This is a genomic window from Brevibacillus sp. Leaf182 (genome assembly GCF_001423865.2).
GTDB classification, from domain to species: domain Bacteria; phylum Bacillota; class Bacilli; order Brevibacillales; family Brevibacillaceae; genus Brevibacillus; species Brevibacillus brevis_C.
This window is the reverse complement of sequence record NZ_LMPN02000023.1, coordinates 436,298-456,005: the sequence shown is the minus strand read 5'-3', so window position 1 is coordinate 456,005 and position 19,708 is coordinate 436,298. Positions and strand designations below refer to the sequence as shown.

18 protein-coding genes are annotated in these 19,708 nt (G+C 50.7%); 2 read left to right on the top strand and 16 right to left on the bottom strand.

Annotated features, from left to right (window positions below):
• Positions 1-35: 35 nt before the first annotated feature.
• From ASG16_RS15575 to ASG16_RS15545, 7 genes are all read right to left on the bottom strand, one after another.
• Positions 36-1,016 carry a quinone oxidoreductase family protein gene (locus ASG16_RS15575; RefSeq protein ID WP_056496432.1) on the bottom strand — a complete coding sequence of 327 codons (981 nt, stop codon included), beginning with the start codon at positions 1,014-1,016 and terminating at the stop codon, positions 36-38.
• 32 nt (positions 1,017-1,048) lie between these two features.
• A complete protein-coding gene (locus tag ASG16_RS15570) occupies positions 1,049-1,636 on the bottom strand; it encodes a DUF1802 family protein (protein WP_056496434.1) in 588 nt (195 codons plus the stop codon).
• A 41-nt stretch (positions 1,637-1,677) separates the two neighbouring features.
• The gene (nadR, locus tag ASG16_RS15565; protein ID WP_056496436.1) at positions 1,678-2,736 is read right to left on the bottom strand and encodes a multifunctional transcriptional regulator/nicotinamide-nucleotide adenylyltransferase/ribosylnicotinamide kinase NadR; all 1,059 of its coding nucleotides are present in this window, start codon (positions 2,734-2,736) and stop codon (positions 1,678-1,680) included.
• Entirely contained in the window at positions 2,724-3,437 is a 714-nt protein-coding gene (gene pnuC, locus ASG16_RS15560) for a nicotinamide riboside transporter PnuC (protein WP_056496437.1), read from the bottom strand. Before pnuC ends, nadR begins: the two co-directional genes overlap by 13 nt.
• Complete coding sequence (locus ASG16_RS15555) at positions 3,434-4,294, bottom strand: TIGR02452 family protein (RefSeq protein ID WP_056496438.1); 861 nt, start codon at positions 4,292-4,294, stop codon at positions 3,434-3,436. Before ASG16_RS15555 ends, pnuC begins: the two co-directional genes overlap by 4 nt.
• A gap of 24 nt (positions 4,295-4,318) precedes the next feature.
• Entirely contained in the window at positions 4,319-5,227 is a 909-nt protein-coding gene (locus tag ASG16_RS15550; RefSeq protein WP_056496439.1) for an NUDIX hydrolase, read from the bottom strand.
• Between the two features lie 249 nt (positions 5,228-5,476).
• On the bottom strand, positions 5,477-6,751 hold the full coding sequence (locus ASG16_RS15545; RefSeq protein ID WP_056496440.1) for a cation:dicarboxylate symporter family transporter: 1,275 nt from the start codon (positions 6,749-6,751) through the stop codon (positions 5,477-5,479).
• 262 nt (positions 6,752-7,013) lie between these two features.
• Here ASG16_RS15545 and ytvI point away from each other — a divergent pair, with 262 nt between their 5' ends.
• Complete coding sequence (ytvI, locus tag ASG16_RS15540; RefSeq protein WP_056496441.1) at positions 7,014-8,045, top strand: sporulation integral membrane protein YtvI; 1,032 nt, start codon at positions 7,014-7,016, stop codon at positions 8,043-8,045.
• A gap of 60 nt (positions 8,046-8,105) precedes the next feature.
• Positions 8,106-9,350, top strand: coding sequence for a (S)-ureidoglycine--glyoxylate transaminase (pucG, locus tag ASG16_RS15535; protein ID WP_056496448.1), 1,245 nt, complete (start codon positions 8,106-8,108; stop codon positions 9,348-9,350).
• A 36-nt stretch (positions 9,351-9,386) separates the two neighbouring features.
• Here the strand turns inward: pucG and ASG16_RS15530 are convergent, their stop codons facing one another.
• The 9 genes from ASG16_RS15530 to ASG16_RS15490 all read right to left on the bottom strand — a co-directional run bounded on the left by ASG16_RS15530 (position 9,387) and on the right by ASG16_RS15490 (position 19,697).
• Positions 9,387-10,706, bottom strand: a complete 1,320-nt coding sequence (locus ASG16_RS15530) for a (Fe-S)-binding protein (protein ID WP_056496450.1) — start codon at positions 10,704-10,706, stop codon at positions 9,387-9,389.
• Positions 10,699-12,114 (bottom strand): FAD-binding oxidoreductase, encoded by a 1,416-nt coding sequence (locus tag ASG16_RS15525; RefSeq protein ID WP_056496453.1) that lies wholly within the window; start codon positions 12,112-12,114, stop codon positions 10,699-10,701. Before ASG16_RS15525 ends, ASG16_RS15530 begins: the two co-directional genes overlap by 8 nt.
• 27 nt (positions 12,115-12,141) lie before the next feature.
• The gene (gene murQ, locus ASG16_RS15520; protein ID WP_056496456.1) at positions 12,142-13,050 is read right to left on the bottom strand and encodes an N-acetylmuramic acid 6-phosphate etherase; all 909 of its coding nucleotides are present in this window, start codon (positions 13,048-13,050) and stop codon (positions 12,142-12,144) included.
• A 44-nt stretch (positions 13,051-13,094) separates the two neighbouring features.
• On the bottom strand, positions 13,095-14,063 hold the full coding sequence (locus tag ASG16_RS15515; RefSeq protein WP_056496459.1) for an ABC transporter ATP-binding protein: 969 nt from the start codon (positions 14,061-14,063) through the stop codon (positions 13,095-13,097).
• Positions 14,060-15,034: an ABC transporter ATP-binding protein gene (locus ASG16_RS15510; protein WP_056496461.1), complete on the bottom strand. Its 975-nt coding sequence runs from the start codon at positions 15,032-15,034 to the stop codon at positions 14,060-14,062. Before ASG16_RS15510 ends, ASG16_RS15515 begins: the two co-directional genes overlap by 4 nt.
• An 18-nt stretch (positions 15,035-15,052) precedes the next feature.
• Entirely contained in the window at positions 15,053-16,273 is a 1,221-nt protein-coding gene (locus ASG16_RS15505) for a serine hydrolase domain-containing protein (protein WP_056496464.1), read from the bottom strand.
• Positions 16,274-16,298: 25 nt separating this feature from the next.
• Positions 16,299-17,132, bottom strand: coding sequence for an ABC transporter permease (locus ASG16_RS15500; protein WP_048031827.1), 834 nt, complete (start codon positions 17,130-17,132; stop codon positions 16,299-16,301).
• Between the two features lie 15 nt (positions 17,133-17,147).
• Entirely contained in the window at positions 17,148-18,089 is a 942-nt protein-coding gene (locus ASG16_RS15495; RefSeq protein ID WP_056496467.1) for an ABC transporter permease, read from the bottom strand.
• Positions 18,090-18,161: 72 nt separating this feature from the next.
• Complete coding sequence (locus ASG16_RS15490) at positions 18,162-19,697, bottom strand: ABC transporter substrate-binding protein (RefSeq protein WP_056496471.1); 1,536 nt, start codon at positions 19,695-19,697, stop codon at positions 18,162-18,164.
• Positions 19,698-19,708: the final 11 nt, after the last annotated feature.

Sequence of the window (19,708 nt, the reverse complement as noted above, 5' to 3'; positions counted from 1 at the left end):
GCCCCCGCTTTTGAGTCAGCAAGGGCTCCACATCGTTACGAACGCACATCCAGCAGTACTTTCCCCGTACTCGCCCTGCTCTCGACCAACGCATGGGCTCTTGCTGCTTCTTCCAATGCAAAATGCTTGCCGATCTTGATGTCGAGCTGACCATTCGCCAAATACTCCAAGACTTGCTTGGCTGTATCCTGCAACAAGTGCGGACGAAGCTTGCGTGTCGTACCAAAGCTGAAGCCTAATACAGAACGGCAGCTTGCATGCAGATCGATCGTCTTGATCTGACCAATTTCGCCGCTGGCATTGCCAAAATGGACGAGTCGGCCGTACCAAGCGAGGCACTCGAGACTACGCTCGCTCACCGTTCCGGAAATCGAGTCCAAAATGACATCGGCTCCCGCACCATCCGTCAGCGCACGTACCTTTTCCACAAAATCTTCGCGATCATTGCAAATGACATGGTCGGCACCGGCTGACAAGGCAATTTCCGCCTTTGTTTCATTACCAACTGTGCCAATGACACGTCCTGCTCCCAGCAGCTTGGCTAATTGAATGGCCGTGGTTCCGATTCCGCCTGCCGCAGCGTGAATCAGTACGGTCTCCCCTTTGGCAATGCGGGCAACCTTCGCCAGTAGCTGGTACGAAGTAAATGACACGACTGGGCAAGCCGCTGCTGTTTCCGTGCTGATTTGATCTGGCAGTGCAAAGGTCAAGCTCTCTTCCGCCACGATATATTCGGCGTACGATCCGTTGGTCGGAAAAGCGATGACTCGTTGTCCCACCCTCAGGCTATGCACCTCTGTCCCCACCTGTTCAATCACACCAGTCGCATCAAGTCCCGGGATAAACGGCAGCTTGGCTGCTCCCTTTTTTCCATATCGTGATTTGATATCGGCAAAATTGACACTGGTCATCTCGACGCGGATCAGGACCTGAGTAGGTGACATGCTCGGCATCTCGACTTCGGTATATTTCATCGTTTCCGGACCGCCTAATTCCGTTACCAAAATCGCTTTCATGAGAACCCTCCAGACAAGATTGGAATGAAATGTTAGCTTTGCAGAATAGTCATGATCGTAGTTTTTTTGGCTGCGAACTCCTCGTCGGAAAGCACAGGGGTAAACGCAGCTCGCGGAATATCCACCAATAGATCATGCCAAGATTTGCAGCCTTGATAAGCAGCGTCAATCGGGATTTCTACCGGCTGCTCTAATCGATACATCCGCACGAACAAAATGTGCAGCGGCTGTTTTTTCTTCCAATGCAAGCGCACATCTGCGAAATTATCCGTCCAGATGTGGAAGGGCGAAAGCGCACGCAGCTTGGCATCGTCCATCAGTTCAACATCATCGGTTACTTCGGCAAAATATTCAATCGTCACGCTCTTCTTGTCCATTGTCCAGCCTTCAAGGGTCGCGTCCAACAGGTGTTGGTAGTCTGCCTTTACCATGTCGCGCTTCTGGTGCTCATAGGTCGGATACAAATAAAATTGATTGTTTTCCAAGCGGAATTCTCGTGTTTCTTCGTATAATCCACCCTTGCGGATCGTGATGATCTGCTCACCTTCTCCAAGTGCTTTGACGGCGACTGCCCATTCTTTCAAGCTAAGGGGGGATAGTGGCTGTACGATCGACTGCATGCAGCACGTCTCCCTTCTACTGTCAGAATCGTTTGATGACTTTAGTCTAGCCCAATTCCAGCTCGTTGAGAAGCCGTCTTCAACAGTTGATCGACATTCTGCATCGCTCCTTGCAGTCTCTCGGCATAATTTCCTCGCAGTGTCACGTAGGTTATTCCACGCTCATCCAGCATCTGGCGCAGCTTTTCATGATTGTGCAGGCGTACTGGCTCCTCTCCATGCACACGCAGTCCATCATCCACCCACGCGACATCTGGCTCCATGAACAGCCACAAATCATACGCTTGCTCTTCGGCAACCTGGTCCAGGACAGGGAAGGTTTGCCCGGTGTACAGTTCGGAGTAAAACTGGGTGACAATCGCTTCGGTATCGATGAACAAGAGCTTGTTGGCTTTCTGGAGCGCTTCGTACTCTTTCATTTTGTGTCCATACGCGATATGCGGGAAATACTCCGGTGTCAAAATCGTATCGCAGCCCCCGACCTCTTCGCAGATGGTGCGCCCATACTCCTCGACAAACACGGTGTTGTAGATTTTCGCAAGATAACGGGTCAAGGTCGATTTCCCGCAGCTCTCTGTTCCTACCACTACTACCTTTTTGACGAAATAGGGCTGAACAACAGCAGGGATGTGCTGCCAATGGGTGTAGACCCCTTCTTGGCGAATTTGGGTAGCGGAAATCGGCACTTGGCTGCGCGATTCATCGAGTATGATGTGCGCTGCCTCCGGGTACAAGCGGCGAAAAATCGGATCATAGGTGGACTCGGAGCTGAAAACCAGATCGATTTTTTTCCCGATCTTGCGCTTGATGTCCGCTGCTCCCGCCTCCCAATCGTAGCTCTCGTCGCTATCCGCATGATCCTCGACTGCTAGGACTCGGACATTCTCCATGTCCTTGACCAGTGTGGACAGCCATCTCAAGCGCACTTCATAGGGAATGGGCTTGATCCCTGCCTCTTCACACAGTTTTCGGTCACGATTAGGGCTGTGTGAGAGAACGACGTACAGCTCGTCACAGCGGCAGGCCGCCTGTGTAATTGCGTATACATGTCCCTGATGCAGTGGCAAAAATTTGCCGCCAATGAAGCCTACGCCACCCATGTCTGCTCCTCCCTTTGCTTGCGGTACTGCCGAACCCAGTTCATCAGTCCGTAGATGGCATTCACCAAATAAGCGGACCACATGACAAGCATCGAGATATCGCTTCCGTCCTTCAAAAACGCCACCAGCCACATGTAGATCGTGAACAAATCAATGATGATCCAGACCACCCACTGTTCGACCAAACGCTTCACCATGAAAAGCATCGCGATGACGGAGAGCACAGCCGTCAAGGAATCGACAAAAGGCAAGGCCCCGCCCATTTGCTTTAATACAAATCCGTAGGCGACCGTTGCAATGACGCTCAAGATCGTCCACCAGATGCGTGCCCGATTGGACAAAACGGTAATCTTGACATCATTTTGTTTCACTTCGGACACGCGGTTTTTACGCCACAGGTAGAGTCCTATGAATTGCATCGGCAAAAAATAGAGAAGATTCAGCATTACTTCGCCATAGTACTTTTGCCCATAGGCGACGAACGCGTACAAAACCACATTGATGATACCCGGGTAATAGCTCCACGTCTTGCCTTTGGCGACGAGCACGACACTCAGCATCCCTGTCAAGGAGGCGATCAAGCCGATGAATGTATCATCCAATGCGAAATACAAATAGAGGGTAACGAGTGTAAACGAGATGAGCCAAATTTTTTCAAACCAATTCCAGTCTGCTAAAAAGCCGGTGCTTTTCGCATTCATGCGAATCTCTCCTTGAACGCTCGCAGGTTTTCCTGGCGCGCAGAATTGTCATAGACGGCAAAAACGATGTGGTCAAAAAGCTGTGCATACTGTTCGTCAATCAAAACAGTCGCAAAGTAATCTGCTACGTCCTCCGCTTTGTTGCGGAATACTCCGCAGCCGTACGCTCCCAAAATGACTGTCCGGTGGTTATGAATGGCTGCTGCCCGCAAGATTTTTCGAATGCGTTCCTTCATGACAGGGCCAATCTTCGCGATATTTTCAGGCTCTCGCTCACGGATAACCCCTGCATTCACAGCAGGCGCCGTAATAAAAGACAAGAGATATGGATCATGCAAAAGCTGATCGCTTTGGTCGCGGAGCACAGGAACACGCGGTGAGTAAATCATGTAATCGGAGTAAAAGCAGGTTTTCAACTGACGATGATAGGTGTACATTTCCTGCATCTGCACGATGCAAGGATACAGCCCGGAGGAACGCGCCAAGCTCTCTTCCTGCGCCTGGCTTCCCCCAAGGAAACCTCCGCCCGGATTTTTGGCGGAAGCAAAATTCAAGCAAACGGTATCTGCTCGTTTCTCGTGAACGGCGAGGCGCTTGGCTGCATCCAGACTGGATTCCGAGGTTACCTCGACTTTGGCATGTAGCTGTGCAGCCGTTGCTTGATTCGATAGCAATAGCACTGAGTCTGCTGCCAAATCCTGTGGACGATACAGAATGGATTGGCTGATGGCAGCAGCTAGATCCTCCTTAATGCTCTTCTTTTCTCCTGCTTTATTCACGTAGTAGCCCTGCTCTATGATTTGCAGCGTCTCTTGCGCGATTCGTACGCGCACGCTTCGATTGTGTCCCTGATTCATTGTGATTTCCTCCCTGGTACGGGGCTACGTCTGATCCATCCATTCCGGGTTAAATCGGAAGTACTTGGATGGTCGGTGCCCGGCATGTTTTCGATATTGATTCGTTTCCAGCACTTTGTCGGCTACCTTCCTGCGAAATGCCGCAGCCAACAGCTCACGTCCCAAAATCACTTCGTACACCTGTTGCAGATCGCTTAGCGTGAACAGCTCCGGCATTAAGGAAAAGGCGATGTCCGTGTATTCAATCTTGTTACGCAATCGTTCCAGTGCGTATTGAATGATTTTGGCGTGATCGAAAGCGATGTTGTTCGTCTCTACAATTTCGCGTGTCTCACGTACGGTGCGACCCATTACTGTTTTGGTGATCTTAATGGTGGCAGACAGCTCTTCGCTCTCATGTACAAGGCGCAGCTCCAGCCATTTTTCAGTAATGGAGCCGTCAATAGTCGCCGTCTTCGTTTCTTTCACCCACCTGTCCTCAATGCGGTACCACTCCGCTTCATCTGCATCATCCCCTGCTTGTAGCTGTAAAGACGAGCTGTCTACCAAGGCCATGTACGATGTGCTGATGACCCATGTCCGAGGATCTCTGCCCGCATCGCCCCAGGTGTAGAGCTGCTCCAAGTAAATGTCGTCTACGTTTGTTTCTGTACGCAGCTCGCGTCTGGCTGCCTCCTCGAGACTCTCCCCAGGTGCAACAAACCCACCTGGCAACGCCCATTGGCCGATATAAGGATGCTCCCCACGCTTCACGAGCAATATTTTCAACGACTTGGGCGAGAGCTTGCGGTAATTCTCCTCCAGCTCATCCATCACGGTGAATACCAGCATATCGACTGTCACAGACGGTCGCTCGAATTGGCTGACATCATAAACCTCCAAGTACTCCAGTTCGGTTTGACCTCGTTTATTTACATGTGATTTATCTTTCATCCAATCGCCTCTTTTTGCTGTTGAATTGTTGTTGTCTTTTTGATATTAACAAAATGTTATTATCAAGTTGTTGGTATCATATTACTCTTTCCTGTTTTTGGTGTCAACTAAAAAAAGTATGAGCATGGTAAGTAGCCGAAAAGCCGCTTCTTCCCACCACCCCAGCTACTTTTTAACCCCATGCAAAAAAAGCCCCCTGCCAGCTAAATTCACTGACAGGAGGCTTCTTAAAATCATTAATAGCTTCTATTAAGCAGCACTTGGATCGGCTTTTACAGCCTGAACATAATCGTCTGCTTTCTTTTTGTCGAACTGACCTTCCCAACGAGAGATCACGATTGCTGCCAACGCATTACCTACTACGTTAACAACCGTACGAGCCATATCCATCAAACGGTCTACACCGGCGATGAAAGCAAGACCTTCGACTGGGAGACCTACAGAGCCGAGCGTAGCCAACAGTACTACGAACGATACTCCCGGTACACCAGCGATCCCTTTGGACGTAACCATCAGTACGAGCATCAGCGTAATCTGTGTGCTGATTGGCATGTGAATACCATACATTTGCGCAATGAACAGAGCAGCAAGTGCCTGGTACAGCGTGGAACCATCCAGGTTGAAGGAGTAGCCTGTCGGAATAACAAAGGACGTGATCGCCTTCGGACAGCCCATCTTTTCCATTTTTTCCATAATTTTAGGCAATACAGTCTCGGAGCTGGAAGTGGAGTAAGCCAGCAACAGCTCGTCCTTCAGTACGCGCAGGAGGGAAGTGATTTTGACTCCGCTGATACGTGCGATGATGCCCAATACCACAAGGATGAAGAACAGCATGGCAAAGTGAACCAAAATAACAAGTTTCCCCAAAGGAATAAGAGAAGACAAACCAAATTTGGAAACGGTAACACCAATCAGTGCGAAAACACCAAACGGAGCAAAACGCATGATCGTGTTAACAACCCAAAACATCGCGTCCGCAACTCCATTGAAGAAGTTGAGAACAGGCCTTCCTTTTTCCCCTGCCGCTGCTACACCAAGTCCAAACAAAACGGAGAAGAAAATAATTGCTAACATGTCGCCACGAGCGAGTGCATCAAACACATTGGTTGGCACAATATTGACGAATGTTTCCACCATGCCGTGGCTTTGTGTCGTTTCTGCCGTGTCTACATACTTGTGGATATCGGTCTTGGTAAGAACTGTTCGATCCACACCGAGACCCGGTTGAAAGATGTTCGCCGCCAAAAGACCGACGATAATGGCAATCGTGGTAACGATTTCAAAATACAGAATTGTCTTACCACCGATTTTGCCCAACTTCTTCATGTCACCTACGCCTGCTACGCCCACAATAAGCGTGGCAACAACGATCGGAACGACAATCATTTTAATCAATCGGAGAAAAATATCACCGATAGGCTGTAAATAGGTCGCCACTGCCGGGTTGCCGTAAAAAATAGCACCCACCAGGATACCCAGAATGAGACCGACGACAATCTGCATCGCTAATCCAAACCGCTTCATTCTGACACCTCGCTATGAAAGATTAAGATGTGACTCTCAAGCCGATATGCTTATACGCATCAAGCTTAAGTGGTATATAGGTGAGCATCATATCATGACTTTTTGTGTTTTCCCCTTTTTTGTATTCTTTTCATTTCTTTATTTTTTCTGATAATCTCTATCGAATCGCGATATAATTGGGCTCGTTGTATTCGTTTCTGGAAAAATGATAAAATAAGGGAATCAGTTTTCAGCGATTTTTCATTCAGAATGGAGCGCAGTCATGACGATTCGGAAAATGATCATCCTGCTACTAGTTCTGGCAGTCGGGTTGTTTCTTTTACCTTACTCCGTCCCCTTTTTGCTAGCACTGTTAACAGCAATTCTGGTTGAGCCGCTCGTCTTGTTTCTTATCAAAAGGCTACGAATGAATCGGATGAGTGCGGTAATCGCATCCTTTTTTCTTTTCCTCGTTTCTTTTGGGATCGTACTGTACTGGATAGGCACGCAGATCGTGATTCAGGGAATTGATTTGGCTCAGCGATTACCTGCTTTTTCGCAGCATATTTTTGAGTTGGTCGAGTCCTATTTAATGAGCTGGGAAACTTACTATGAATCGTTACCTGCCGAAACCGTCTCGGAAATCCAGAGTGTCTTCGCTGGGCTGAAAAGCTGGGCGCTTACTTCAGCTTCCACGGTTGCCAAAGGCATTCTCGGTGTAGCAGCCATCGTTCCGGGCTTTTTGATCTCGACAATTATTTACTTGGTTGCCTTGTTTTTGATCAGTCTCGATTTGCCGAAATTGCGTGCTGGCTTCATGAGAATGTTCACGGTATCTGCTCGTGAAAAGGTCGAGGTGGTTATCTCTCAATTGAACCGTGCCACCCTTGGTTTTTTACGTGCGCAAATCATCTTGAGCCTAATGACGTTCACGCTGTCCTTTTTGGGATTGCTCATTTTGCAGGTCAAATATGCAGCCGTCATTTCGCTCATGATCGTTTTCGTCGATATTCTCCCCATCTTGGGCGCAGGCTCGTTCCTCGTCCCATGGGCTATTTACAACTTCTTGATGGGCAACTCTTATTTGGCAATCGGCCTGATCGTCATTTTCCTGGTGATTACGGTCGTCCGCCGCATTATTGAGCCCAAGGTACTCGCATCTAATCTGGGAATTAGCGCCCTGGCCGCACTTGTCAGCTTGTTCCTCGGATTTCAGGTGATGGGATTTTTCGGGCTGATTCTCGGTCCAGCGCTCGTCATCATTTACGAGGCGCTGCGGAAAGCTGGTTTCTTGCATTTCAAAATAGATTTTTGATGGGCACAAAGGATCGGTAGTGCTGCGGCTGTTGATATAGATAGAGCTGGGGGAGAGCTTATGAGTGCATACAAAGAACTGACCACTTCACACCGGACAATCATGACGCCAGGGCCCGTCGAGGCTGAGCCTAGTGTTCTTCGCGTGATGGGTTCACCCATTTTGGGACAATTCGATCCGGAATTCACGAACATCATGAACGAAACAATGGAAATGCTTCGGAAATTGTTTCAGACATCCAATCATTGGGCATTCCCTATTGATGGCACTTCCCGGGCGGGCATTGAGGCCGTTTTGTGTAGCATAATCGAACCAGGAGATCGAGTGCTTGTACCCATTTATGGACGATTCGGGCACTTGCTCACGGAAATTGCGGAAAGGTACGGCGCAGATGTGATTACGATGGAAACGCGCTGGGGAAGTGTCTTTGAACCGCAGGACGTCATTGCCGAAATCGAGCGGGTTCAGCCCAAAATCGTAGCAATGGTTCATGGCGAAACATCCACTGGATGTGTTCAGCCTTTGAAAGAAATCGGAGAAGCTTGCCGCCAGATGGATGTCCTGTTTGTCGTCGATGCTGTCGCTTCGATTGGCGGAACAGAAGTGATGGTAGATGATTGGTATATCGACGCATGTATTGGCGGCACGCAAAAATGCTTGTCTGTCCCCTCTGGGATGGCTCCTATCACGTTTAATTCTCGTGTAGAAGCACTCTTGCTCCAACGGAAAAAAATTGAGCGTGGACTCGCTGATCCGTCTGCTCCGAAATCTGCTCAAACCCGAACGATCCGCAGCAACTATTTTGACTTGAGCCAGCTCATGGATTACTGGGGACCTACGCGGCTGAACCACCATACAGAGGCGACAACGATGCTGTACGCCTTGCGCGAGGGTGTGCGCATTGCCCTCACAGAAGGTCTGGAAGCGAGATTCGCCAGACATCGCTTGCATGAACAAGCCTTGGTCGCTGGTGTATTGGCGATGGGATTGCAGCTCTACGGCGATCCGAGTTGCAAGCTTCCCGTCGTGACCTGCATTAAAATTCCTGAGGGGCTAGACGGAGAGTCAGTCCGCGCTATGCTGCTCGAAGATTTTCATATTGAAATTGCCAGTTCCTTCGGGCCGCTAAAAGGGCTAATCTGGCGGATTGGCACAATGGGCTACAGTTGCCGGAAGAAAAATATTTTGCATGTGCTAGGGGCGTTGGAAGCGGTTCTCATCCGGCATGGAGCCCGTGTACATGCAGGACGTGCCGTTCAAGCCGCGCTGGATATCTACGATCAGGAAAAAGTACAAAACAGCTAGCCTCTCTTAAGCGGAAAAAGCCCTTGTCCTCCCCACTCACTCTGGGGTAGACAAGGACTTCTCTTCCTGCTGTACACGCGCCAATAAATCGACGATGTGCACGGCCTCCATCTTTCCTTCCAGTCCAGCTCGATGAATGCCTGCTTTCATTTGCAACAGACAGCCTGGATTCGAGGTCACGAGAATATCTGCTTGTGTAGCCGCGACATGACCCATTTTTTCATCCAAAAGGCTCCCGGCCATCTCAGGCTGCACCAGGTTGTAAATGCCCGCAGAGCCACAGCAGCGATCTCCCTCGCGGAGCTGTACGTATGTGGCTCCCGGAATGGCTTGCAGCAGGTTCACTGGTTCTTTTGTCACCTTCATCCCGTTGCGCAGATGACAGGAGGACTGATAGGTGATCCGTTGTGGCAATGACTGCCATGCTTTTGGCTCGATGAGGAGTGCAAGCACCTCGCTAATATCCTTCACGCGTGCAGCGAACCATTGTGCCTTCTCTTGCCACTCGGCATCTTCCACCAGCAAATGGTCGTATTCTTGCAGCATCGCCCCGCAACCGCCTGCATTGGATACAATGATATCCACGTCAGCCTTGTGAAAAGCAGCCACATTTTTTCGCGCCAGATGGCGAGCCTGTTCACGCTCACCGCTATGTGCATGGAGAGCACCGCAGCACACCTGGTCTGGAGCGATGATGACCTCACAGCCTGCCTCACTCAGAAGCCGCACGGTGTTGCGATTCGTCTCATGGAATAAAACATCCATGATGCAGCCGTGAAACATTCCTACGCGATACTTGCGCTCGCCTACGGCTGGAATTACCGTGCCACCGAAAAAGTCCACGATACCCTTCCCAGATGCTTCAGGCATGATCGCTTCCATTTCCCGCATTTGCTTAGGCAGGATGGACAACACCCCCAGCTTGCGAACGGCTTTTTGTACACCTGAGCGCTGATAGAAGCGCAAGAATCCACCGAGCTGGTACATACGCTTCTGATGAGGAAACAGGTGGAAAAACGCGAGCTTGCGGACGGCTTTGACCCACCATGGATGCTCCTGCACCTCTTCGATCGCTTCCCTCGTCTGCTCGATTAGCTGACCGTACGGCACACCTGCAGGGCATACCGGCTCACATGCTCGGCAGCCTAGACACAGATTCATTTGGTCGACGAAATCTTTGTCCGGCTCCATGACGCCGTCTGCTACGGCTTTCATCAAGGCGATGCGACCTCGTGGCGAAGCTGCCTCATAGCCTGTTTCCCGAAAGGTCGGACAGGCTGGCTGACAGAAGCCACAGCGCATACAGTTGGACAGTTCATCGTAATCGAGTTTATTTACCAAGGCTTCTTTAAGCACGATGGACCACCACTCTGTTCCGGGACTGTTTGGCAAACATCTTGTCAGGGTTCAGGAGATTGTGAGGATCGAAAGCATGCTTGATGCCTTTCATGATCTCCATACCTGCGGCTCCTACTTTCCACTCCAAATACGGTGCCTTGACGATCCCTACGCCATGCTCTCCCGTAATCGTTCCGCCCAATTCGATTGCCGCCGCGAAAATTTCCTCGAAGGCATGCTCGACACGCTCGATCTCTTCCGTGTTGCGAGCGTCTGTCATACAGGTCGGATGCAAATTGCCGTCTCCTGCATGGCCAAAGGTGCATATTTGCAGTCCGTAACGCTCTGTAATCTCTTGGATCGCGGCGACCATCGGCGCAATCGCGGCGCGGGGAACGGTTGCGTCCTCCAAAATGGTCGTCGGGCGCATCCGGGACAATGCGGCGAGCGCACTGCGTCTGGCAGTCATTACCTCATCCGCTTCCTCCGCTGTCGTCGCTACCTTGATTTGGACGGCATCATTCTTCTCGCAAATCGCAGCGATCCGCTCCATGTCCCGATCGACCGTCTGCGGCTCTCCATCCTGCCCGATCAGGAGTATCGCCGCCACATCTGTCGGAAGCCCGATCTGTTTGAAATCCTCAACAACACGGATCGTGCCCTGATCAAGAAATTCAAGCGTGCCGGGAATGATGCGATTGGCAATGATATCAGAAACAGACCTCGCCGCCTGTGCCATATCGGCGAACATCGCCAGCATGACCCGCTGTGTCTGCGGCTTCGGAATCAGCTTGAGAATAGCCTCGGTAATAATCGCCAATGTGCCCTCGCTGCCGACCAAGAGCTTCGTCAGATCATAGCCCGCCACATCCTTCATCAGCTTGCCCCCGGTACGGATGACCTCACCGTTCGGTAGCACAGCTTCGAGACCCAGCACGTAATCCTTGGTTGTTCCATACTTCAGCCCGCGCAGTCCACCCGAATTAAGCGCAATATTCCCGCCAATCGTGGAGATGACCATGCTGCCTGGATCGGGTGGGTAAAACAAACCGAGTGCCTCTACCGCCTGATGGATGTCGACCGTTCGGACTCCTGGCTGCACCGTTATCGTCAAATTTTGCTCGTCAATCTCTACGATCTGATTCATCCGGCTCAACACCAAGACAATTCCGCCACCGACTGGTATCGTTCCGCCGCATAGATTAGAGCCTGCTCCACGCGTCACAATCGGGATGTGATGTCGTGCTGCAACTCGCATGACCTGTTGGACTTCGGCTGTACTCTTCGGCATGACGACCACATCCGGCAATGCTTGCTGCATCGGCGTCGCGTCATACGAATAGGCGACTAATGCTTCCTGTTTATCGAGACAGTTTTTCTCTCCGACGATGGCACGCAGCTCTTCGCGTATAGATTCTGGCAACATGGAATCTCTCCATCCTTTCCCAAAAACTTAGTCCAACTGCTGAATGGCTTCCCTAATTCTTCCATTGGTAACATTCAACAAACGAGTGGCCTCTTCCCTGCTCGATCCGGTCAGCTTCATGATAATGGCTGTCTTCGCATCACCGTCTGCCTGATCTGCCAATTGCTCCGCTTCCTCGTAACTCGCTCCGGTCACTTCCATGATGATCCGCTTTACTCGTTCCTTCAGCTTGAGGTTTGTAGCCTGCACGCTGACCATCAGATTCCCGTACACTTTGCCCAAACGAATCATCGTCGCTGTTGTCAGCATGTTCAGCACCAGCTTTTGGGCCGTTCCTGCCTTGAGCCGCGTCGATCCGGTCAATACTTCCGGTCCTACGACGACATTAATCGCTACATCTACGCCCTCATTGATGTACGATGGCTTGTTGCAAGAGACAGCAATTGTCTTGGCTTCGATCTTCTGTGCCTCTGCCAAAACACCGAGTACATAAGGAGTCCGTCCACTGGCTGCGATTCCTACGACCACATCCTTTTTGGTCACGCCGTATTTATGCACATCTTCTTGGCCTAATGCAAAAGAATCCTCTGCTCCTTCTACCGCGCGTACCATTGCGGATGGTCCGCCTGCAATCACACCCTGAACGAGCTCAGGCTGGGTACCAAAGGTCGGCGGACACTCGGATGCATCCAATATCCCTAAACGTCCACTCGTTCCAGCACCAAAGTAAAACAGTCTTCCGCCCTTTTCCAATGCGTGTGTGATGACCTCTACTGCATCGGATATTTGATCGAGGACGCGCTCAACTGCATAAGGAACTTTCTTGTCTTCATCGTTCATCATTTGTACAATGCCTCGGGCACTTAATTGATCCAAATCACTACTGCCCTCGTTTTTTCCTTCAGTCGTCAATGCTTGCAAGTTCTCCAGATTCATGCTCTATCGAACCTCCTTTTCAATCTTACTGCCCCATGCTCACTTCATGACTGATCCAGATGACAAGTGACAAAGTGCCCTGCTGATACCTCGCTAGCCACAGGAGCGACCGTTTTGCAAATGTCCATACAATGGTGGCAGCGCGGATGGAATGTGCAGCCAGACGGCGGATTCGCTGGACTAGGCAGGTCTCCCTCCAAAATGATCCGCTGGGTCGTCAAATGGGGATTCGGTACAGGCACCGCTGATAACAGTGCTTGTGTATAGGGATGTGTTGGTTTCTCGTACAACGATTGTTTATCTGCTACCTCCACCACTTTTCCGAGATACATAACCGCTACCCGGTCCGAAATATGGCGGACGACACTCAAATCATGCGAGATAAACAAATACGTCAGATTGAACTCCTTTTGCAAATCTTGCATCAGGTTCAAAATTTGTGCCTGAATCGACACGTCAAGAGCAGACACAGGCTCATCGGCCACAATCAGCTTCGGGCGCAAAATCAATGCCCTTGCGATGCCAATCCGCTGGCGCTGACCACCGGAAAACTCATGCGGAAAGCGATCCAACTGCTGCTTGGAGAGGCCGACGATCTGGATCATCTCCTCGACTTGCTTGCGGCGTTCTACTGAATTGCCGATGCCGTGAATGATGAGTGGGTCCTCCAAAAGCTGACCGATTGTTTTTCGCGGGTTCAGCGAGGCAAACGGGTCCTGAAACACGAGCTGCATGTTGCGTCTAGCCCGGCGCAGCTCTGATTCATTGAGCTTGCGGATATCCTGTCCTTCAAAAAAGATTTCTCCATCAGTCGGCTCAATCAGGCGAAGAATGCAACGTCCTGTCGTGGACTTCCCACAACCCGATTCGCCTACGATGCTGACAGTCTCGCCCGGGTAAACAGTCAGGTTGACTCCGTCGACAGCACGGACGACTTTCTCCTTGCCGAAGAATCCTTGCTTGCTCGTGAAATGCTTGGTTAATGATTTGACTTCCAGCAGTGGTTGCCTCATTGCACGTCCTCCTCGCGATACAGCCAGCAGCGGCACTTTTGGTTATCTGCGACAGGCGTAAGCTCTGGGTTTTTCTCGCGGCAAATATCCATGACTTGTGAGCAGCGCGGTGCAAAACGACATCCCGCAGGCATTTCGCTCAAAAGGGGCACTGAGCCCGGAATCGCATCCAAACGCTCTTGGTTGACACTGACAGAAGGCATCGATTTCAAAAGCCCTCTCGTATACGGATGCTTGGGCTCGTCAAACAGTTGCTTGACGTTGGCTTCCTCTACGATTTGACCTGCATACATGACGATGACGCGATGACACATCTCCGCCACGACTCCCAGGTCATGTGTGATAAGCAGGATGGAAGTGCCTTGCTCTTGCCGGACTTTTTTCATGAGCTCCAATATTTGCGCCTGAATCGTCACGTCCAACGCCGTCGTCGGTTCGTCGGCAATCAAGAGCTTGGGCGCACAAGACATCGCCATCGCAATCATCACACGTTGACGCATCCCGCCTGACAATTGGTGCGGATAGTCGGAAATGATTTCATCAGCACGCGGAATCCCGACTTCTTTCAAAAGCTCGATTGTCCGTCGCTTGGCTTCCTGTTTGGACAGTCCGAGATGCCGACGCAAGGGCTCGCTGATCTGTTTGCCGATCGAATGCAATGGGTTGAGCGAAGTCATCGGCTCCTGAAAAATCATTGCGATCTGATTGCCGCGAATCGTCTGCATTTGTTTATCCGTAAGTGAGAGCAGCTCCTTGTCTTGAAAACGGATGCTCCCGGTCATCTCCACATTCCGTCCCAAGAGCTGCATGATGGACATGCTGGTCACGCTTTTTCCACATCCGGATTCACCGACCACACCGACGGTTTCACCAGGCTCTACAGAGAGACTGACACCCTCGATCACGGTCAGCTTTTTGCCTGCTTGGATAAAAGAAGTTCGCAAATCATCAATCGTAAGCATTGCTGCCATGAGTACTCCCCCTTTTCATCAGGATGTGCGGTCAGGTTTGATTACAGAAAATAATCGGTTATGGTGAGCGGTCCGCCACGCCCCAATCAATGGGCTCGCGACAGGATGCACGCGGTTTGTCAATGTAATCAGTGTCACATCTCTCATAGGGTCCGACCAGATCGACGTTCCTGTAAAGCCGGTATGCCCAAAGGCGCGTTCCGAAACAAGGTCTCCCCCACTGCAACCTGCGGCAAGCTGTTCTAAGGAACAACCTGTCGGGGAAATGATCCATCCCAATCCTCTGCGATGAATCGAATAGTCTGTGAGTGAGCGAGTAGCCAAGGCATACAGCGTCGGATCAAGCTGTACGGAAGCCTTCCCACTCGTCCAAATCTGCATGTAGCGCTCTGTATCAGCCAAGGTGGAAAAAAGTCCCGCGTGCCCGCTGACACCTTCCAAGCCATAGTGGGCGTTGCAATCGTGAACAGTGCCACTAATAACGCCTTCTCGCCAACCGTATCCGGTCAAGGCTTGCTGCCATTCCAATGCCAAAGGATGTCTGGCTTCTGCCAGCTCTGATATGAAAGTTACTGCCATCTCTTGTTCAAAGCCATTACCCTTTTCCGTAGCAGCGATGTCCATTCCTTGCAGCCGTGATTGTTCCAGCGGCAAGTAGCTCGTATGAAGCATTCGACTCGGTTGAAAAATCAGTCGCTTCGAAAGTGCGTCCAGCTCCTCGTCCCAGATACGCTCCAGTAAAAAGCCCAACAGCATGAATCCCAAATCGCTGTACACAACGCTACGCCCTGGGTCATCCAGCATCGACTCGTTTGCGATCAACCGCAAATAGTCCTCCCGATTGTTCCCCAGCAAAAAGTACGGACGCCATGCAGGAAGTCCTGATGTATGTGTGAGCAGGTGAATGATTTTGATCTGCCCTTTGCGTTCCTGATCGTGAGCGCTCGTCAATTCTGGCAGGTAGGTCGTCACGGAGTCAGTTAACGAGAGCTTGCCTTCCTGCACACTGATGAGGATGAGCGGCAAAGTCACCATCACCTTGGTCAAAGAGGCCATATCGTAAAGCGTTTGACTATGAACCGGCCTTCCATCGTGTTCATCGCTTGTTTTTCCCATGCAGACTGTCACAGCAGGCGCATCTTTTCGCAGCAGGCTGACAGCGCCTCCCGGAAAAATGCCCTGATGAATCCCTTGCGCCAGACTGGACTCCATTCGTTCTCTGATCTGTTGCTCGTTCATTCGTTCTCACCTCTGCCTATCGTTCCTATTTCCCACGATGACGCGGGTCGAGAATATCACGGACGGCATCCCCAAACATGTTGCATGCAAGAATCGTCACCGTCATGGCAATACAGGGCCAGATGATCATGCCCGGAGCCAGCTCCATATAGCGGCGCGCCTCTGAAATCATTCCGCCCCATGACGGGTCTGGCGGCTGAATCCCCAAGCCTAAAAAGCTGAGGGCCGATTCTGTCAGGATCGCACCTGAAATCGCCAGAGAGGATTGAACCAGCAGCGGTGCGGTTACATTCGGAAAAATTTCCTGAAACAAGATACGCGGTGTACTCGCACCGATGGCACGAGCGCTTTCTACATACTCCAAACTTTTGATAGAGAGAACCGCTCCCCTCACCGTCCGGGTGAAGATCGGAATGTTCACGATCCCGATAGCCATAATCGTGTTAAAAGTTCCTGGTCCTAATGCGGCAACAATCGCCAGCGCCAGCAATATTTCCGGAAAAGCAAACAGAACGTCCATACAGCGCATGATAAAACCGTCAATCCAGCGCCCGAAGTAGCCAGCAATCAAGCCAAACAGCGTACCGAAAACGGCGCTGACAAGAACGGCAGAAAGCCCGACAACCAGCGATACGCGTGCACCGTGGATGATGCGGCTCAAAATATCACGACCAAACTGGTCCGTACCTAGCAAAAACTCACCCGAGCTGCCTTCCATCCGATGATCCTGAAACATCTGTGTCGGGTCATGCGGAGCCAACACCGGAGCCAGCACTGCCGTCAAGCAGAGCAACGCCAGCAAAATGGAGCAGAAGACGGCTGTCTTATTCGCCAAAAAACGCTTTCGAAATGTGCTCATGTCGCATTCCCCTTGTCAATACTTGATACGTGGATCAATCCAGGTATAGATCAGGTCGATGAGCAGATTGACCAGGACAAACACCAGAGCGACGAACAAAACGCCTCCCTGTACAACCGGATAATCCCGCTGATAAATTCCTTCCAGAATGTACTGGCCCAATCCAGGAATCGAGAACAACTGCTCGACGATCACAGACCCGCCCAGCAGGTAACCGATCTGCATACCTGCGATCGTAACGATCGGGATCGAAGAGTTGCGGAACGCATGGCCCATGACGATTGTCCACTTACTGTTACCCTTGGCCCGCGCTGTCCGAATAAAATCTTTGTCCATGGTTTCCAAAAACGCGGAACGAGTCATCCGCATCACGCCAGCAGCCACCACAATCCCCATCGTTATTGCAGGCAGTATGAATACTTTGAACGCCTCGATCGGATCGTCCCAGAAGTTCACCACATCAATGGGCGGGAACCAATTGAAATAAAGCGAAAAACCGAGCAAGAGCAAGGTCCCGATGGCAAAGTTCGGCACCGAAATGCCTAACAATGTAAACACACGAACCACGATGTCTGTTTTGGAATGAGCGCGAATGGCCGAGAGAATCCCGAACGGAATCGCGAGTACCCACCCAATCAGAACGCCAAATACAGTCAGTTGCATGGTGATGGCAAAACGCTTGAGAATTTGGGGCAAAATCTCTTCTCCTGTGTGGACCGATACGCCAAAATTCCCTTGCAGGATTCCTGTGACCCAATGCAGGTACTGGTTAATCAACGGCTGATCCAGCCCCATGCTTTTATTCAACGCCGCAATTGCTTCCGGTGTGGCATTCGTTCCTAGCATGATGGAAGCTGGATCGCCCGGCACCAGATGCAGGATCGTGAAGATCAAAACAGATATGCCAAACAGGATGGGAATCAGGCTGGCGACACGTTTGATTAGATAAGATCCCACGAGTTTCCCTCCATATTTAGAAACTTGGCTCCGCCTAACCTCTGGCGGAGCCTTCATCACACGTATGCTACATTACTTGATCGAAGTCTTGATCAGCGAGTATACTTCGCCCGCTGCGGACGGCATGAAATCGATGTTGTCACGAACCGCGTAGTAATTTTTCGGAGATGCCAGGAACAGGTTTGGTGCATCTGCTACCAGCATGGTTTGTGCTTCGTCATACAGCTTTTTGCGCTCTGCTTGATCAATTGTCGTCAGTGCTTTTTGTACCAGCTCATCATAGGCCGGGTTGGAGTAGTTCCACACGTTGGCAGAACCAGTTGTCGAGAAGAAGAAGCGCATGGAACGGTCAGCATCTACACCAGAAGTGTTGCGGCCTACCATCAAGTTCATGTCCTTGGATTTCCACGTATCGATGTAGTTCCCCCACTCGAGCTGGTTGATCTTCGCATTGATGCCGATTGCTTTGAGCTGTTGTTGAATCACTTGTGCTGTTTCTACCATATCTGGGTAAGTTGCTGCTGTTTCGATTTGGGTCTCGAAACCGTTTGGATAGCCCGCTTCTGCCAGCAATTGCTTCGCTTTTTCTACATCTGTTTTGTAGGTCGGATAAGTAGCAGGGTCCAAAGCCGAGTTGGTCAGCGCAGGAGCGATCGGACCAGTCAGAGTCGCTTCCCCTTTCCAAACAGTCTGGATAATTTGGTTACGGTCAACGGCATAGCTGATCGCTTCGCGCACTTTTGGATTGTCAAAAGGCTTTTTGTTTACATTAATCCCCAGGTAACTGTACTCCAGGGATTGGTAGTTCTTGATCTGTACGCCTGGCTTGCCTTCCAAAAGCTTCGCAGAATCAGCAGACACCATGCTGATGTCAACTTTACCGGAGCGAATTGCAGCGAGTCGCTCCGCCTCGTCTTTCATGATTTGGAACTTGATGGACTCTACCTTTGGCAGTTCTTTATTGAAGTAATCCGCATTTTTCTTCAGCAGGACATATTGTCCCGACTCACTTTTTTCCATTTTGAATGGACCGGTACCGATTGCTTCCTTGGTAAGATCAGTGGAGCCTGCTGGCACGATAGAAGCATAGGCACTTGCCGTATTTGCAACGAATGAGGCATCCGCATTTTTCAGTTTGAAGACAACCGTCGTTGGATCTTTCACTTCAATTGCTTCTACGCTGGAAAAATACGATTTCGCGATCGAACCCGTGTCTGGGTTCATGATTCGCTCAAAGCTGAATTTTACGTCATCTGCCGTCATGTCTTTGCCATTGTGGAATTTGACGCCTTTTTGCAGGAACATCGTGAGCGTTTTTCCGTCTGGCGCAATCTCCCACTTCTCTGCCAGGTTCGGTACGATGTTCATGTTCTCGTCCAACTTGGTCAGGCTATCGTAAATGAGCGCATAGACGCGCACACTGGATGCCGCCGGAACCTTATGCGGGTCATAGCCCACTGGCTCTTGCTCGGCTGCCACAATCAGTTCTGTTTTTGCTTGTCCTTCTGCTGACTTGCCTTGCTCTGCGGGTGCTGTTCCTCCACCAGAACAAGCGGAAAGCACGAGAGACAATGATAGGAAAAAGCCTGCCAATACTCGTTTTTTCACGATGTTACCCC

Bases quoted from the DNA above. Each gene is read 5' to 3' on its own strand.
- ASG16_RS15575 (WP_056496432.1), bottom strand. From the start codon at position 1,016: ATGAAAGCGATTTTGGTAACGGAATTAGGCGGTCCGGAAACGATGAAA.
- ASG16_RS15570 (WP_056496434.1), bottom strand. From the start codon at position 1,636: ATGCAGTCGATCGTACAGCCACTATCCCCCCTTAGCTTGAAAGAATGG.
- nadR (WP_056496436.1), bottom strand. From the start codon at position 2,736: ATGGGTGGCGTAGGCTTCATTGGCGGCAAATTTTTGCCACTGCATCAG.
- pnuC (WP_056496437.1), bottom strand. From the start codon at position 3,437: ATGAATGCGAAAAGCACCGGCTTTTTAGCAGACTGGAATTGGTTTGAA.
- ASG16_RS15555 (WP_056496438.1), bottom strand. From the start codon at position 4,294: ATGAATCAGGGACACAATCGAAGCGTGCGCGTACGAATCGCGCAAGAG.
- ASG16_RS15550 (WP_056496439.1), bottom strand. From the start codon at position 5,227: ATGAAAGATAAATCACATGTAAATAAACGAGGTCAAACCGAACTGGAG.
- ASG16_RS15545 (WP_056496440.1), bottom strand. From the start codon at position 6,751: ATGAAGCGGTTTGGATTAGCGATGCAGATTGTCGTCGGTCTCATTCTG.
- ytvI (WP_056496441.1), top strand. From the start codon at position 7,014: ATGACGATTCGGAAAATGATCATCCTGCTACTAGTTCTGGCAGTCGGG.
- pucG (WP_056496448.1), top strand. From the start codon at position 8,106: ATGAGTGCATACAAAGAACTGACCACTTCACACCGGACAATCATGACG.
- ASG16_RS15525 (WP_056496453.1), bottom strand. From the start codon at position 12,114: ATGTTGCCAGAATCTATACGCGAAGAGCTGCGTGCCATCGTCGGAGAG.
- murQ (WP_056496456.1), bottom strand. From the start codon at position 13,050: ATGAATCTGGAGAACTTGCAAGCATTGACGACTGAAGGAAAAAACGAG.
- ASG16_RS15515 (WP_056496459.1), bottom strand. From the start codon at position 14,063: ATGAGGCAACCACTGCTGGAAGTCAAATCATTAACCAAGCATTTCACG.
- ASG16_RS15510 (WP_056496461.1), bottom strand. From the start codon at position 15,034: ATGGCAGCAATGCTTACGATTGATGATTTGCGAACTTCTTTTATCCAA.
- ASG16_RS15505 (WP_056496464.1), bottom strand. From the start codon at position 16,273: ATGAACGAGCAACAGATCAGAGAACGAATGGAGTCCAGTCTGGCGCAA.
- ASG16_RS15500 (WP_048031827.1), bottom strand. From the start codon at position 17,132: ATGAGCACATTTCGAAAGCGTTTTTTGGCGAATAAGACAGCCGTCTTC.